2 protein-coding genes are annotated in these 17,035 nt (G+C 45.1%); one reads left to right on the forward strand and one right to left on the reverse strand.

Annotated elements, in window-relative coordinates; genetic code table 11:
• Window positions 1–51: 51 nt before the first annotated feature.
• Window positions 52–13,854, forward strand: coding sequence for a non-ribosomal peptide synthetase (locus tag QSH61_RS00725; protein WP_286122912.1), 13,803 nt, complete (start codon window positions 52–54; stop codon window positions 13,852–13,854).
• A 652-nt stretch (window positions 13,855–14,506) separates the two neighbouring features.
• Here QSH61_RS00725 and QSH61_RS00730 read toward each other — a convergent pair.
• Window positions 14,507–16,963 (reverse strand): ABC transporter permease, encoded by a 2,457-nt coding sequence (locus QSH61_RS00730; protein ID WP_010607882.1) that lies wholly within the window; start codon window positions 16,961–16,963, stop codon window positions 14,507–14,509.
• Window positions 16,964–17,035: the final 72 nt, after the last annotated feature.

Below are 17,035 nucleotides of genomic sequence, written 5' to 3' on the forward strand. Positions count from 1 at the left end.
TACATGTGGATTTGGGGGGCAAGGAATGAGTAGATTACCTCTAAGATAATTATGAAAGCTGAAAATATAATAATTAATGCAGTCAAGAGCGGTGTTCACCTCTATTTAAAAGATGGTCGGTTAGCGTATAAACTAAACAAAGGGAGTTTTCCCGACGATATAAAAGCAATGGTAGTTGCTAACAAAGACCTTGTTATCGAGCACTTAGAACTACAGTTAACCCAGAGCAACTTAGATAGAACAGTTCAAGCCTATCCAAGAGAAAGCCAGACGTTACCAACGTCATTTTCGCAGCAGCGTTTATGGTTTATAGATCATCTCAAAGGAGGCTCACCAGAGTACAACATGCCAGTGGCCTTGACTGTAAAAGGTGAATTATCGCTGCCTGTAGTTGAGCGTGTTTTTCAGCGGATAATTGCGCGTCATGAGGTGCTAAGAACCAATTATTATGATGAAGCAGGCGTGGTGTATCAATATATCCATGAACCTGAAAATGTGGCGTTTAGTGTTGTATATCAAGACCTCAGGTCGTTACAAGGCGAAGCGCAGCAAGCCCAAATAAAAGCACGGATATCAGAGGTTATCACCACCGCGTTTAACTTGGCAGAAGACTTACTATTAAAGGTATTGTATTTGGCGACCGGAGAGGATACAGGAGTCCTACTCTTTAATATGCATCATATCGCGTCGGATGGTTGGTCAATGCAGGTGTTGACCAATGAGTTTGTACGTTTGTATGAAGCCTATAGTCAAGGTGAAGCCGAGCCTTTACCACAATTGGCGTTACAGTATGGAGATTATGCGCAGTGGCAGCGAACGCATATAACGGATACGGTATTAGATAAACAGCTCAGTTATTGGTTAGCGCAGTTGGATGAAGCCCCCGCGGTGCATAACCTCACATTGGATTATCCCCGCCCAGCAGAGAAGCAATATCATGGTGCTCAGGTGGTGTCAGCGTTTTCAGCGCAAACAGCGGATGCGTTATTGGCAGCAGCTAAACGTCATCAATTGACTCCTTTTATGTTATTACATGGTGCATTGTCATTGGTCTTATCAAGACATAGCAATAGTCATGACATCATTATGGGCACACCGGTTGCGAATCGCCTTCAAGCAGAGTTAGCCCCTTTAATCGGCTTCTTTGTAAACACCTTAGTGTTGAGGGTGAATACACAGCATGACAGCTTAGCGGAATATTATGCCCATGTGCGAGCGACCCACTTAGCAGGTCAAAGTCACCAAGATGTTCCATTTGAGCAGTTAGTAGAAAAGCTGAAAGTGCCAAGAAGTCGTGCCCATGGACCTTTGTTCCAGATTATGGTGACGACGAATACAGATTATGGCCTACATGAGCATCAACCATTGCAACTTGCGGGAATAGAAGTAGCGCCTTATCAATCAGATATAGTGCAAGCAAAGTTTGATTTAAAAGTTGACTTAGCCATAGATGAACAAGGAGGTGGCGTTAGCTGGAGCTATGATACGAGCCTCTTTAGTGAAGCACATATAGAACAATTAAGTACGCATTTACAGCAGCTATTAGAAGCGCTGGCAGACACACGAGGTGAGTGGGATATTGCGCTGTCTCAGCTAGACATGCTGTCAGCAAAAGAAGTTAGGCAGTTAGTGCACGAATGTAATGCTCGAAGTGATAATGCTACGCAGGCATGGGGCAATATCGTTTCCCACTTTACCGCGCAAGCTCAGCGACAGAGTACGCAGACAGCGGTCGTGTGTGGTGACAGCAAGATGAGTTATGGTGAGTTAGATAGGCAATCGAACCAGTTGGCACGCTATTTAATGACGAGACATCACGTGCAGCGAGGCACACTGGTTGGGCTCTGTATGGATAGGTCCATAGAGATGGTGGTCAGTATTTTAGCGATCCTGAAAGCAGGGGGTGGCTATGTGCCACTAGACCCACATTATCCGGAGTCACGATTACGTTATATGGCGACGGACACGGGGATGTCTTTGCTGTTATCACAACAGAGGCTGAAATCGGCGTTACCGGATTTACCTGTGGAAGTCGTTGCGGTGGATGAGATAGCTCAGGATTGGCAATGTTTGGCAGCAACGGATGTAGACGTAGCGATAACGGGGTCGGATGTTGCGTATGTGATTTATACGTCAGGCTCGACGGGGCAGCCTAAAGGGGTGCTCACACCACATCAAGGAGTGACTAGACTAGTCATAGAGCAAAGTTTCATGACTCTGAATAGTGATACGGTGATGATGCATTGTGCAAACATTGCGTTTGATGCCGCGACCTTAGAGCTATGGGGGCCATTACTCAACGGCGGGCAATGTGTTCTGTATCGTCCACCATACTTATCACCAGCAGAGCTGAATAAAGAGCTCGAACAGCATAACGTTAACAGTCTGTGGTTAACCGCAGGCTTCTTTAGAGAATGGTCTTATCATGTGCCGACAGTGACATCGCTACGTCAACTGTTAGCAGGGGGAGATAGTCTAGATCTAGACGCAATCAAGCGGATACAGCAGATACAGCCAGAGTTAACGTTGATAAACGGGTATGGACCAACAGAAAACACGACTTTCTCAACGACCTATACATTTCCTCAGGCTTATCAGGAGGAGCGAGTACCAATAGGTTATCGCTTAGATAGTGATGAAATTTACATTTTAGATGGTCACCAGCAATTGGTGCCTCAAGGCTGTATTGGTGAGCTATTTGTGGGCGGTCCAGGGTTAGCGCTTGGGTACTTGAATCAACCAGAGCTAACAGCGGAGCGCTTTGTAGAGAACCCATTTTATGATGAGGCGCAAGCAGGCAGCTCAAGACGACTCTACCGCACCGGAGATCTAGTTCGTTACCTGCCGGATGGGAGAATAGAATTCATAGGTCGTGTTGACAGTCAGGTGAAGATAAGAGGGTTCAGAATAGAGCTTGGGGAAGTGGAAGCCTGTTTACATGCAGCTTCAAGCGTTGCATCGGCGTTGGCGATAGTGAAGGACATCGCGGGAGAGAAGCAATTAATAGGGTATGTGCAGCGACAAAGTGGGCTGGATATAGATGAGTCAAGCTGGTTGCAGGCATTGAAGGCAGAATTACAGCAAGATTTACCAGAGCATATGATACCAAGCATACTGATTGCAGTGGATGAATGGCCATTGACGGCAAATGGCAAGGTGGATAGACGGGCATTGCCAAGTGCAGATGTGGGTTGTTTGCAAGGGGAATATGTAAGCCCTGAAGGTGATATTGAGCAACAGTTAGCCGGTATTTGGGCACAGCTTCTGGGTATAAAAGCTGCTGAGATCAGTGCAACGGCGAACTTCTTTACTCTAGGTGGGCATTCGTTACTCACCATACGTTTGGTGTCAGAAATTCAGCGTTGTTACGGTGTCGATATTTCATTACAACAGGTATTTAACGCGAAGGACTTACGCTCGCTGGCGAATGATATTGAGCAAAGCGAGCAAGGGCAAGTATTACCTGCGATTCAAGCCTATCCAAGAGAAAGCCAGACGTTACCAACGTCATTTTCGCAGCAGCGTTTATGGTTTATAGATCATCTCAAAGGAGGCTCACCAGAGTACAACATGCCAGTGGCCTTGACTGTAAAAGGTGAATTATCGCTGCCTGTAGTTGAGCGTGTTTTTCAGCGGATAATTGCGCGTCATGAGGTGCTAAGAACCAATTATTATGATGAAGCAGGCGTGGTGTATCAATATATCCATGAACCTGAAAATGTGGCGTTTAGTGTTGTATATCAAGATCTCAGGTCGTTACAAGGCGAAGCGCAGCAAGCCCAAATAAAAGCACGGATATCAGAGGTTATCACCACCGCGTTTAACTTGGCAGAAGACTTACTATTAAAGGTATTGTATCTGGCGACCGGAGAGGATACAGGAGTCCTACTCTTTAATATGCATCATATCGCGTCGGATGGTTGGTCAATGCAGGTGTTGACCAATGAGTTTGTACGTTTGTATGAAGCCTATAGTCAAGGTGAAGCCGAGCCTTTACCACAATTGGCGTTACAGTATGGAGATTATGCGCAGTGGCAGCGAACGCATATAACGGATACGGTATTAGATAAACAGCTCAGTTATTGGTTAGCGCAGTTGGATGAAGCCCCCGCGGTGCATAACCTCACATTGGATTATCCCCGCCCAGCAGAGAAGCAATATCATGGTGCTCAGGTGGTGTCAGCGTTTTCAGCGCAAACAGCGGATGCGTTATTGGCAGCAGCTAAACGTCATCAATTGACTCCTTTTATGTTATTACATGGTGCATTGTCATTGGTCTTATCAAGACATAGCAATAGTCATGACATCATTATGGGCACACCGGTTGCGAATCGCCTTCAAGCAGAGTTAGCCCCTTTAATCGGCTTCTTTGTAAACACCTTAGTGTTGAGGGTGAATACACAGCATGACAGCTTAGCGGAATATTATGCCCATGTGCGAGCGACCCACTTAGCAGGTCAAAGTCACCAAGATGTTCCATTTGAGCAGTTAGTAGAAAAGCTGAAAGTGCCAAGAAGTCGTGCCCATGGACCTTTGTTCCAGATTATGGTGACGACGAATACAGATTATGGCCTACATGAGCATCAACCATTGCAACTTGCGGGAATAGAAGTAGCGCCTTATCAATCAGATATAGTGCAAGCAAAGTTTGATTTAAAAGTTGACTTAGCCATAGATGAACAAGGAGGTGGCGTTAGCTGGAGCTATGATACGAGCCTCTTTAGTGAAGCACATATAGAACAATTAAGTACGCATTTACAGCAGCTATTAGAAGCGCTGGCAGACACACGAGGTGAGTGGGATATTGCGCTGTCTCAGCTAGACATGCTGTCAGCAAAAGAAGTTAGGCAGTTAGTGCACGAATGTAATGCTCGAAGTGATAATGCTACGCAGGCATGGGGCAATATCGTTTCCCACTTTACCGCGCAAGCTCAGCGACAGAGTACGCAGACAGCGGTCGTGTGTGGTGACAGCAAGATGAGTTATGGTGAGTTAGATAGGCAATCGAACCAGTTGGCACGCTATTTAATGACGAGACATCACGTGCAGCGAGGCACACTGGTTGGGCTCTGTATGGATAGGTCCATAGAGATGGTGGTCAGTATTTTAGCGATCCTGAAAGCAGGGGGTGGCTATGTGCCACTAGACCCATATTATCCGGAGTCACGATTACGTTATATGGCGACGGACACGGGGATGTCTTTGCTGTTATCACAACAGAGGCTGAAATCGGCGTTACCGGATTTACCTGTGGAAGTCGTTGCGGTGGATGAGATAGCTCAGGATTGGCAATGTTTGGCAGCAACGGATGTAGACGTAGCGATAACGGGGTCGGATGTCGCGTATGTGATTTATACGTCAGGCTCGACGGGGCAGCCTAAAGGGGTACTCACACCACATCAAGGGTTATCGAACTTTTATACCGGGTTTCTAGCTCAAGGCGAGGCGCTGTCGCAAGGGATGGGGGATGCGTGGCTATGGCTTTCTTCATATGTCTTTGATGCTTCTTTGAAAGGGTTGTGCTTATTGGCTGATGGGGTCAAATTGGTCATTCCAAGTAAAGCGCAAATATTAGCACCCCTTGAATTGAGTAAGCTAATCAAACAACACGATATTCAAGTTGTGAATGCGACTCCACAATTATTAGGTGCGTTACTTTCAGAACCAACATTACCTGCGGTAGATGTGATTTCTAGTGGTGATCTAATTGGTGCAGGGCTGTTGAAGCGACTACAGCAGTTTGTACAAAAACATAAGCGAGTGCTGTTGAATGCATATGGGCCAACAGAAACGACGGTCAATACGCACTTTGCCGAATTGACTCACAGTGATCGAGAGGTCATCGGGCGAGGCATGCATAATGTGTCTAGCTACATACTTAGTTCAGCCTTTGAGTTGGTGCCTCAAGGTTGTATTGGTGAGCTATTTGTGGGCGGTCCAGGGTTAGCGCTTGGGTACTTGAATCAACCAGAGCTAACAGCGGAGCGCTTTGTAGAGAACCCATTTTATGATGAGGCACAAGCAGGCAGCTCAAGACGACTCTACCGCACCGGAGATCTAGTTCGTTACCTGCCGGATGGGAGAATAGAATTCATAGGTCGTGTTGACAGTCAGGTGAAGATAAGAGGGTTCAGAATAGAGCTAGGGGAAGTGGAAGCCTGTTTACATGCAGCTTCAAGCGTTGCATCGGCGTTGGCGATAGTGAAGGACATCGCGGGAGAGAAGCAATTAATAGGGTATGTGCAGCGACAAAGTGGGCTGGATATAGATGAGTCAAGCTGGCTGCAGGCATTGAAGGCAGAATTACAGCAAGATTTACCAGAGCATATGATACCAAGCATACTGATTGCAGTGGATGAATGGCCATTGACGGCAAATGGCAAGGTGGATAGACGGGCATTGCCAAGTGCAGATGTGGGTTGTTTGCAAGGGGAATATGTAAGCCCTGAAGGTGATATTGAGCAACAGTTAGCCGGTATTTGGGCACAGCTTCTGGGTATAAAAGCCGCTGAGATCAGTGCAACGGCGAACTTCTTTACTCTAGGTGGGCATTCGTTACTCACCATACGTTTGGTGTCAGAAATTCAGCGTTGTTACGGTGTCGATATTTCATTACAACAGGTATTTAACGCGAAAGACTTACGCTCGCTGGCGAATGATATTGAGCAAAGCGAGCAAGGGCAAGTATTACCTGCGGTTCAAGCCTATCCAAGAGAAAGCCAGACGTTACCAACGTCATTTTCGCAGCAGCGTTTATGGTTTATAGATCATCTCAAAGGAGGCTCACCAGAGTACAACATGCCAGTGGCCTTGACTGTAAAAGGTGAATTATCGCTGCCTGTAGTTGAGCGTGTTTTTCAGCGGATAATTGCGCGTCATGAGGTGCTAAGAACCAATTATAATGATGAAGCAGGCGTGGTGTATCAATATATCCATGAACCTGAAAATGTGGCGTTTAGTGTTGTTTATCAAGACCTCAGGTCGTTACAAGGCGAAGCGCAGCAAGCCCAAATAAAAGCACGGATATCAGAGGTTATCACCACCGCGTTTAACTTGGCAGAAGACTTACTATTAAAGGTATTGTATTTGGCGACCGGAGAGGATACAGGAGTCCTACTCTTTAATATGCATCATATCGCGTCGGATGGTTGGTCAATGCAGGTGTTGACCAATGAGTTTGTACGTTTGTATGAAGCCTATAGTCAAGGTGAAGCCGAGCCTTTACCACAATTGGCGTTACAGTATGGAGATTATGCGCAGTGGCAGCGAACGCATATAACGGATACAGTATTAGATAAACAGCTCAGTTATTGGTTAGCGCAGTTGGATGAAGCCCCCGCGGTGCATAACCTCACATTGGATTATCCCCGCCCAGCAGAGAAGCAATATCATGGTGCTCAGGTGGTGTCAGCGTTTTCAGCGCAAACAGCGGATGCGTTATTGGCAGCAGCTAAACGTCATCAATTGACTCCTTTTATGTTATTACATGGTGCATTGTCATTGGTCTTATCAAGACATAGCAATAGTCATGACATCATTATGGGCACACCGGTTGCGAATCGCCTTCAAGCAGAGTTAGCCCCTTTAATCGGCTTCTTTGTAAACACCTTAGTGTTGAGGGTGAATACACAGCATGACAGCTTAGCGGAATATTATGCCCATGTGCGAGCGACTCACTTAGCAGGTCAAAGTCACCAAGATGTTCCATTTGAGCAGTTAGTAGAAAAGCTGAAAGTGCCAAGAAGTCGTGCCCATGGACCTTTGTTCCAGATTATGGTGACGACGAATACAGATTATGGCCTACATGAGCATCAACCATTGCAACTTGCGGGAATAGAAGTAGCGCCTTATCAATCAGATATAGTGCAAGCAAAGTTTGATTTAAAAGTTGACTTAGCCATAGATGAACAAGGAGGTGGCGTTAGCTGGAGCTATGATACGAGCCTCTTTAGTGAAGCACATATAGAACAATTAAGTACGCATTTACAGCAGCTATTAGAAGCGCTGGCAGACACACGAGGTGAGTGGGATATTGCGCTGTCTCAGCTAGACATGCTGTCAGCAAAAGAAGTTAGGCAGTTAGTGCACGAATGTAATGCTCGAAGTGATAATGCTACGCAGGCATGGGGCAATATCGTTTCCCACTTTACCGCGCAAGCTCAGCGACAGAGTACGCAGACAGCGGTCGTGTGTGGTGACAGCAAGATGAGTTATGGTGAGTTAGATAGGCAATCGAACCAGTTGGCACGCTATTTAATGACGAGGCATCACGTGCAGCGAGGCACACTGGTTGGGCTCTGTATGGATAGGTCCATAGAGATGGTGGTCAGTATTTTAGCGATCCTGAAAGCAGGGGGTGGCTATGTGCCACTAGACCCACATTATCCGGAGTCACGATTACGTTATATGGCGACGGACACGGGGATGTCTTTGCTGTTATCACAACAGAGGCTGAAATCGACGTTACCGGATTTACCTGTGGAAGTCGTTGCGGTGGATGAGATAGCTCAGGATTGGCAATGTTTGGCAGCAACGGATGTAGACGTAGCGATAACGGGGTCGGATGTCGCGTATGTGATTTATACGTCAGGCTCGACGGGGCAGCCTAAAGGGGTACTCACACCACATCAAGGGTTATCGAACTTTTATACCGGGTTTCTAGCTCAAGGCGAGGTGCTGTCGCAAGGGATGGGGGATGCGTGGCTATGGCTTTCTTCATATGTCTTTGATGCATCTTTGAAAGGGTTGTGCTTATTGGCTGATGGGGTCAAATTGGTCATTCCAAGTAAAGCGCAAATATTAGCACCCCTTGAATTGAGTAAGCTAATCAAACAACACGATATTCAAGTTGTGAATGCGACTCCACAATTATTAGGTGCGTTACTTTCAGAACCAACATTACCTGCGGTAGATGTGATTTCTAGTGGTGATCTAATTGGTGCAGGGCTGTTGAAGCGACTACAGCAGTTTGTACAAAAACATAAGCGAGTGCTGTTGAATGCATATGGGCCAACAGAAACGACGGTCAATACGCACTTTGCCGAATTGACTCACAGTGATCGAGAGGTCATCGGGCGAGGCATGCATAATGTGTCTAGCTACATACTTAGTTCAGCCTTTGAGTTGGTGCCTCAAGGTTGTATTGGTGAGCTATTTGTGGGCGGTCCAGGGTTAGCGCTTGGGTACTTGAATCAACCAGAGCTAACAGCGGAGCGCTTTGTAGAGAACCCATTTTATGATGAGGCACAAGCAGGCAGCTCAAGACGACTCTACCGCACCGGAGATCTAGTTCGTTACCTGCCGGATGGGAGAATAGAATTCATAGGTCGTGTTGACAGTCAGGTGAAGATAAGAGGGTTCAGAATAGAGCTAGGGGAAGTGGAAGCCTGTTTACATGCAGCTTCAAGCGTTGCATCGGCGTTGGCGATAGTGAAGGACATCGCGGGAGAGAAGCAATTAATAGGGTATGTGCAGCGACAAAGTGGGCTGGATATAGATGAGTCAAGCTGGCTGCAGGCATTGAAGGCAGAATTACAGCAAGATTTACCAGAGCATATGATACCAAGCATACTGATTGCAGTGGATGAATGGCCATTGACGGCAAATGGCAAGGTGGATAGACGGGCATTGCCAAGTGCAGATGTGGGTTGTTTGCAAGGGGAATATGTAAGCCCTGAAGGTGATATTGAGCAACAGTTAGCCGGTATTTGGGCACAGCTTCTGGGTATAAAAGCTGCTGAGATCAGTGCAACGGCGAACTTCTTTACTCTAGGTGGGCATTCGTTACTCACCATACGTTTGGTGTCAGAAATTCAGCGTTGTTACGGTGTCGATATTTCATTACAACAGGTATTTAACGCGAAAGACTTACGCTCGCTGGCGAATGATATTGAGCAAAGCGAGCAAGGGCAAGTATTACCTGCGGTTCAAGCCTATCCAAGAGAAAGCCAGACGTTACCAACGTCATTTTCGCAGCAGCGTTTATGGTTTATAGATCATCTCAAAGGAGGCTCACCAGAGTACAACATGCCAGTGGCCTTGACTGTAAAAGGTGAATTATCGCTGCCTGTAGTTGAGCGTGTTTTTCAGCGGATAATTGCGCGTCATGAGGTGCTAAGAACCAATTATTATGATGAAGCAGGCGTGGTGTATCAATATATCCATGAACCTGAAAATGTGGCGTTTAGTGTTGTATATCAAGACCTCAGGTCGTTACAAGGCGAAGCGCAGCAAGCCCAAATAAAAGCACGGATATCAGAGGTTATCACCACCGCGTTTAACTTGGCAGAAGACTTACTATTAAAGGTATTGTATTTGGCGACCGGAGAGGATACAGGAGTCCTACTCTTTAATATGCATCATATCGCGTCGGATGGTTGGTCAATGCAGGTGTTGACCAATGAGTTTGTACGTTTGTATGAAGCCTATAGTCAAGGTGAAGCCGAGCCTTTACCACAATTGGCGTTACAGTATGGAGATTATGCGCAGTGGCAGCGAACGCATATAACGGATACGGTATTAGATAAACAGCTCAGTTATTGGTTAGCGCAGTTGGATGAAGCCCCCGCGGTGCATAACCTCACATTGGATTATCCCCGCCCAGCAGAGAAGCAATATCATGGTGCTCAGGTGGTGTCAGCGTTTTCAGCGCAAACAGCGGATGCGTTATTGGCAGCAGCTAAACGTCATCAATTGACTCCTTTTATGTTATTACATGGTGCATTGTCATTGGTCTTATCAAGACATAGCAATAGTCATGACATCATTATGGGCACACCGGTTGCGAATCGCCTTCAAGCAGAGTTAGCCCCTTTAATCGGCTTCTTTGTAAACACCTTAGTGTTGAGGGTGAATACACAGCATGACAGCTTAGCGGAATATTATGCCCATGTGCGAGCGACCCACTTAGCAGGTCAAAGTCACCAAGATGTTCCATTTGAGCAGTTAGTAGAAAAGCTGAAAGTGCCAAGAAGTCGTGCCCATGGACCTTTGTTCCAGATTATGGTGACGACGAATACAGATTATGGCCTACATGAGCATCAACCATTGCAACTTGCGGGAATAGAAGTAGCGCCTTATCAATCAGATATAGTGCAAGCAAAGTTTGATTTAAAAGTTGACTTAGCCATAGATGAACAAGGAGGTGGCGTTAGCTGGAGCTATGATACGAGCCTCTTTAGTGAAGCACATATAGAACAATTAAGTACGCATTTACAGCAGCTATTAGAAGCGCTGGCAGACACACGAGGTGAGTGGGATATTGCGCTGTCTCAGCTAGACATGCTGTCAGCAAAAGAAGTTAGGCAGTTAGTGCACGAATGTAATGCTCGAAGTGATAATGCTACGCAGGCATGGGGCAATATCGTTTCCCACTTTACCGCGCAAGCTCAGCGACAGAGTACGCAGACAGCGGTCGTGTGTGGTGACAGCAAGATGAGTTATGGTGAGTTAGATAGGCAATCGAACCAGTTGGCACGCTATTTAATGACGAGACATCACGTGCAGCGAGGCACACTGGTTGGGCTCTGTATGGATAGGTCCATAGAGATGGTGGTCAGTATTTTAGCGATCCTGAAAGCAGGGGGTGGCTATGTGCCACTAGACCCACATTATCCGGAGTCACGATTACGTTATATGGCGACGGACACGGGGATGTCTTTGCTGTTATCACAACAGAGGCTGAAATCGGCGTTACCGGATTTACCTGTGGAAGTCGTTGCGGTGGATGAGATAGCTCAGGATTGGCAATGTTTGGCAGCAACGGATGTAGACGTAGCGATAACGGGGTCGGATGTTGCGTATGTGATTTATACGTCAGGCTCGACGGGGCAGCCTAAAGGGGTGCTCACACCACATCAAGGAGTGACTAGACTAGTCATAGAGCAAAGTTTCATGACTCTGAATAGTGATACGGTGATGATGCATTGTGCAAACATTGCGTTTGATGCCGCGACCTTAGAGCTATGGGGGCCATTACTCAACGGCGGGCAATGTGTTCTGTATCGTCCACCATACTTATCACCAGCAGAGCTGAATAAAGAGCTCGAACAGCATAACGTTAACAGTCTGTGGTTAACCGCAGGCTTCTTTAGAGAATGGTCTTATCATGTGCCGACAGTGACATCGCTACGTCAACTGTTAGCAGGGGGAGATAGTCTAGATCTAGACGCAATCAAGCGGATACAGCAGATACAGCCAGAGTTAACGTTGATAAACGGGTATGGACCAACAGAAAACACGACTTTCTCAACGACCTATACATTTCCTCAGGCTTATCAGGAGGAGCGAGTACCAATAGGTTATCGCTTAGATAGTGATGAAATTTACATTTTAGATGGTCACCAGCAATTGGTGCCTCAAGGCTGTATTGGTGAGCTATTTGTGGGCGGTCCAGGGTTAGCGCTTGGGTACTTGAATCAACCAGAGCTAACAGCGGAGCGCTTTGTAGAGAACCCATTTTATTATGAGGCGCAAGCAGGCAGCTCAAGACGACTCTACCGCACCGGAGATCTAGTTCGTTACCTGCCGGATGGGAGAATAGAATTCATAGGTCGTGTTGACAGTCAGGTGAAGATAAGAGGGTTCAGAATAGAGCTTGGGGAAGTGGAAGCCTGTTTACATGCAGCTTCAAGCGTTGCATCGGCGTTGGCGATAGTGAAGGACATCGCGGGAGAGAAGCAATTAATAGGGTATGTGCAGCGACAAAGTGGGCTGGATATAGATGAGTCAAGCTGGCTGCAGGCATTGAAGGCAGAATTACAGCAAGATTTACCAGAGCATATGATACCAAGCATACTGATTGCAGTGGATGAATGGCCATTGACGGCAAATGGCAAGGTGGATAGACGGGCATTGCCAAGTGCAGATGTGGGTTGTTTGCAAGGGGAATATGTAAGCCCTGAAGGTGATATTGAGCAACAGTTAGTCGGTATTTGGGCACAGCTTCTGGGTATAAAAGCTGCTGAGATCAGTGCAACGGCGAACTTCTTTACTCTGGGTGGGCATTCGTTGTTATTGGTAAAACTTTACAATCAGATCCAAGCTCAGTTAGCTGTTTCTGTGTCTTTTCCAGATTTGTATACTGCACTCTCACTGAGAGAGCAAGCCAACGCAATTCAGAGTAAAAACATAGCAGATAGAAATCACAATTCGCCTTTAGTATTTTTAAACAAAAGTGCAAGTGAAGATAAGTCTGAGTTTTTGGTTGTTGCGATTCCTGGGGTGTTGTCAACACCGAATGATTTTAGGTCTTTCGCTCAGACTCTTGATACACACGGAGTACCATGTATCAGTATTCACCATCCCGGTGTATTCGATGATTGTGAGTCAGTTACTACGATCAAGTCACATGGACAGTATATCTTTGACAGCATTAGGCCACAGTTTAAGAATAAACAGATCGTTTTAGTTGGGCATTCTTATGGTGGAGCTCTGGCCCAAGAGGTTGCAGAGTGTATGGGCAGTATTGAGAATCAAATATCGCTTGTTTTGCTGGATAGTTATTTTGCGCAGAGTTCATACAGGATGGATATGGACTCTAGATTAGAAAATATAGCAACATGGACACAATCACTTAAAGACACAGAGCTTGTTAATAAGTTGAATAGGTTGGCTAAGTGGCAGTCGGAAGCGTTTTTCTCATATAGCCCTGATCAGATCTGGGACAAAGAGGTGCTAATGATGTTCGCGGAGGACTCATCGATCGAGTCATGCAATTATATTGAACTATCAAAGCAGTGGTTTAGAGGTCCTGTAACAGTTGAAATGGTACCGGGAGGTCATAAATCCATGCTGGAAAGTCCTAACGTTGAGCAAGTCAGTCATGGCTTGTTACGTTATCTTGGTATTCAATAACTACTAGACGTAGATGAATCAGTTGTAGAAATGAGCTGGGCTCCATACTGTTATGGGGCCCATTTTTATTTATCGGTCTAACATCAATCACGCTAATTCTCCAACTAATTGGAACGAAAATACGATATCTCCACGCTTAAAAAAGTTCATTTATTTAACCTCGGGGTAAGAAGTAAGTTAATCCACTAAAATCACTAAGTTCAAAAGCGTAATATCACTCTAGCCAGAAGTTATTTCTTAAATGCAAGGCAAATTTGTGCGTCAAAAGCTGGCCTATTGCAAGAAAATTTAACGCAGTAGTAAGGGATAACAGCTGCTAGAGAACAAGTTGTTATCCCAAGCTCAGGTTATTTAATGTAATCAACACTTGTACAAGCTAAAACTGGCACAGCATAATTATTCGGTGTAGGCCTAACAGCAAGGTAAAGATACTAATCAATGGCATTGATGCGAGAGGCCATCACACTGCGCTTAATTCATCAATTTTCGTATAAGTTGCTTGACTGCAAATTCTGCGTTCTGGCTAAAATTCACTTAGGTGGATTACATCTCGTAGCGTGTTAATTAATAGCTTTTTAGAATGTTTATTGAGGGAAAGCAGAACTCGGAATAATAGTTTCTCAATCCGAGTTCTGGGTGCTTAGATGGGCAGTTATTGATCTCGTAGGGAATAAATTGCCGGTCTTCTGATAATCCCCCAAACAGCAAGTGTGGATGTAAACGCAGTTACTGCAATAATAGTAACTATTGGTAATATTAATCCTGTTGTTGAAAGAGCGAATGTGAAACGGGTTGAAGTTATCCACACTGCAACGCCTGAAACTATGATTGCAGCTCCAATTAGCGCGAGTATGATGACCTTAAAGTTCTCTAAGATCACACCTTTCACAATAGTAAGTGGTGACGCTCCAATAGCCATACGAACCCCGAGTTCAAATTTTCTCATGCTAATTCCATAACTTAATACGCCATATATACCAATCACGGCGATTGAAAGTGTCACTATTGCCAAAGCTAGAGATGCCCAACTAGCGATGTAATGAAGCGCAAGAGAATTTGCTAATTGTGATTCAAGTGGTTGAATATCCGAGACTCGCCACGTGGGTGTGGTCTTCGCGATAATACTATTTATAAATTGGGGAGTAAGCTGCTGGTTTGAATCTACTTCTATGATAAAAGAAGGAGCGTAACGCTCGATATTATCTACAGCCCACATTTTGGCTGAGTTATTTTGTTCCGGTAGGTTTAGATCTTCGGTGACGGCAATAATTTCATATTGAATTGTACGGCGTCCATTTAACCAGTAATAACGCTCACCAACTACATCGCCACCCGGCTTTAACTTATTGGCAAACTCTTTATTTACAATGAGGTAAGGAGAGCGATTATACACGTCTTCTCGAGTAAAATTGCGACCTTGGAGAATGTCTAACTGTAACGTTGGTATATACGCTTCATCAATTAAGTTGCCAGAGACAGAATACTGATTCTCAAACCCAGAGTCTGGGCTTAAGAAAGTACTAATACCAAACTCGACAGGCGTACCTGTAGTTAAGCTTGCAGATACAACTCTAGGGTTGGCTCTTATCTCGCTTACAATATCAAGTAGTTGTTGTCTTCTCGTACTATAATATGAATCTCTTTCAGCGCGACTTGGCCTTGGTTCGAAAAGCTGATTCAATTCCACTTGGTAACGATCTTTACTTACGAAATTGGGAGCCTGGCTTAGCAATGACCATGAGTTTATAAAGATTTGAAAGCAAGAAATCAGTAATAAACTAGCAAGAAAGATCTGACTGAAAATTAGTGCTGAACGGGTACTTGATTTCACTTGGATGCTGGTACCTTTACCACTACTTTGTATTTGAGCGTTTAGTTTACTGAAGTTAATTTTGGCACTGATAAGCCAAGCACCTAGCCAAGCTAATAATGCTGAAAGAGTTAAACAAAATATGACTGACGGCACATTAGTTGTTAAGCGTGCAACACTAGGTAAGCTGTCTGTTGCAATTAATTTTAATAGGTAATAGCACAGCTCCGATACACCTAATGCTAAAATTGCTGATAAGAGAGTTAATGTCGCAAGCTCAATAAAAATGCCTCGAACGATCTGTTTTCGTTGAGCGCCTAAAGCCGCTTTTATGGACATAGTCCGCTGCTGATTTACTGCTCTTGCGAGCACTAAATTGGCGATATTGGCACAAGCGATTAGCGTCAAACAAAATGCACCAACTAATAACCAAATTGTTCTTGATGCACTGTCGCCATGGATTTTTTCTTTTAATGGTTTTAGCTCAAAAGTGATAGTCATATCATTAAAAAATGAACGACCTGCAGTTTCTGCTTTAAAACGCCCGTTATATTTATTTGTCAGTTGGTGATTCAGCTTCGCGATATCTTCATCCGCTAAAATTTTAGTTAAAATGTGTCTGTTTGGGCCTGTCAATCCCCATTGCTGAGCATCTCGTCGATAGGATGGAAGGTAATCCCATGGAAGCCAAATACTTGTTAGTCTGCCTGGAGTATATAGCTCTGGCTCAGGTGTATTCTCTGAAAGTACGCCAATAATTCTGAAGTTAACTTGATCTATCTGGAACGTTTTTCCCAAAACCTGTGGATCTGCGCCAAAGTACGTTTGCCAAGAGTGGTAAGAAAGCACCGCTACAGGTGATATACTATCGATACCTTCTTCATCAGAAAAACCACGACCAAGCTCGAAATTGAAACCCAAAAGGGGCATAAACTCTGGAGTGGTGTAAGCAACATTCACCCGAGGGGTATCGGCACGGCTTCGTATTACTTCTTCACCATAGGCAAAAAGTGCAGTTTGAATGTGATCTGATTTTTCGTTTTTATACGCCTCGACCAAAATTGGCATTGGGGTGTAGTCTTCAAATTCAATTTTATCTTTTATGTAGTGGTTTGTCTTAGAGACATATAATTTCTCACTATCATGGTATGGCAGGGGGGCTGCGAGAATCTGGAAGTTTAAGTTGAACATGGCAATAAGCGTGCCCAAAGTAATTCCAAGAGTTATAATTATAGTAAGGGTAAATATTTTTGCTTTGCTAAGAGAGTATAAGCATGATTGGATCTCTTGTTTCAACATGTTGAGCTCCTCACCGGCTGTGTGACGAGCAAAATTGGCAATTCGAAGTGCGGTTCGTACATTTTAAGCTTC

It is taken from the genome of Pseudoalteromonas sp. JC3 (assembly GCF_030291895.1).
Taxonomy (GTDB): Bacteria; Pseudomonadota; Gammaproteobacteria; order Enterobacterales; family Alteromonadaceae; genus Pseudoalteromonas.

Excerpts from the sequence above, each read along its gene's own strand:
- QSH61_RS00730 (WP_010607882.1), bottom strand. The coding sequence starts at position 16,963 with ATGTTGAAACAAGAGATCCAATCATGCTTATACTCTCTTAGCAAAGCA.
- QSH61_RS00725 (WP_286122912.1), top strand. The coding sequence starts at position 52 with ATGAAAGCTGAAAATATAATAATTAATGCAGTCAAGAGCGGTGTTCAC.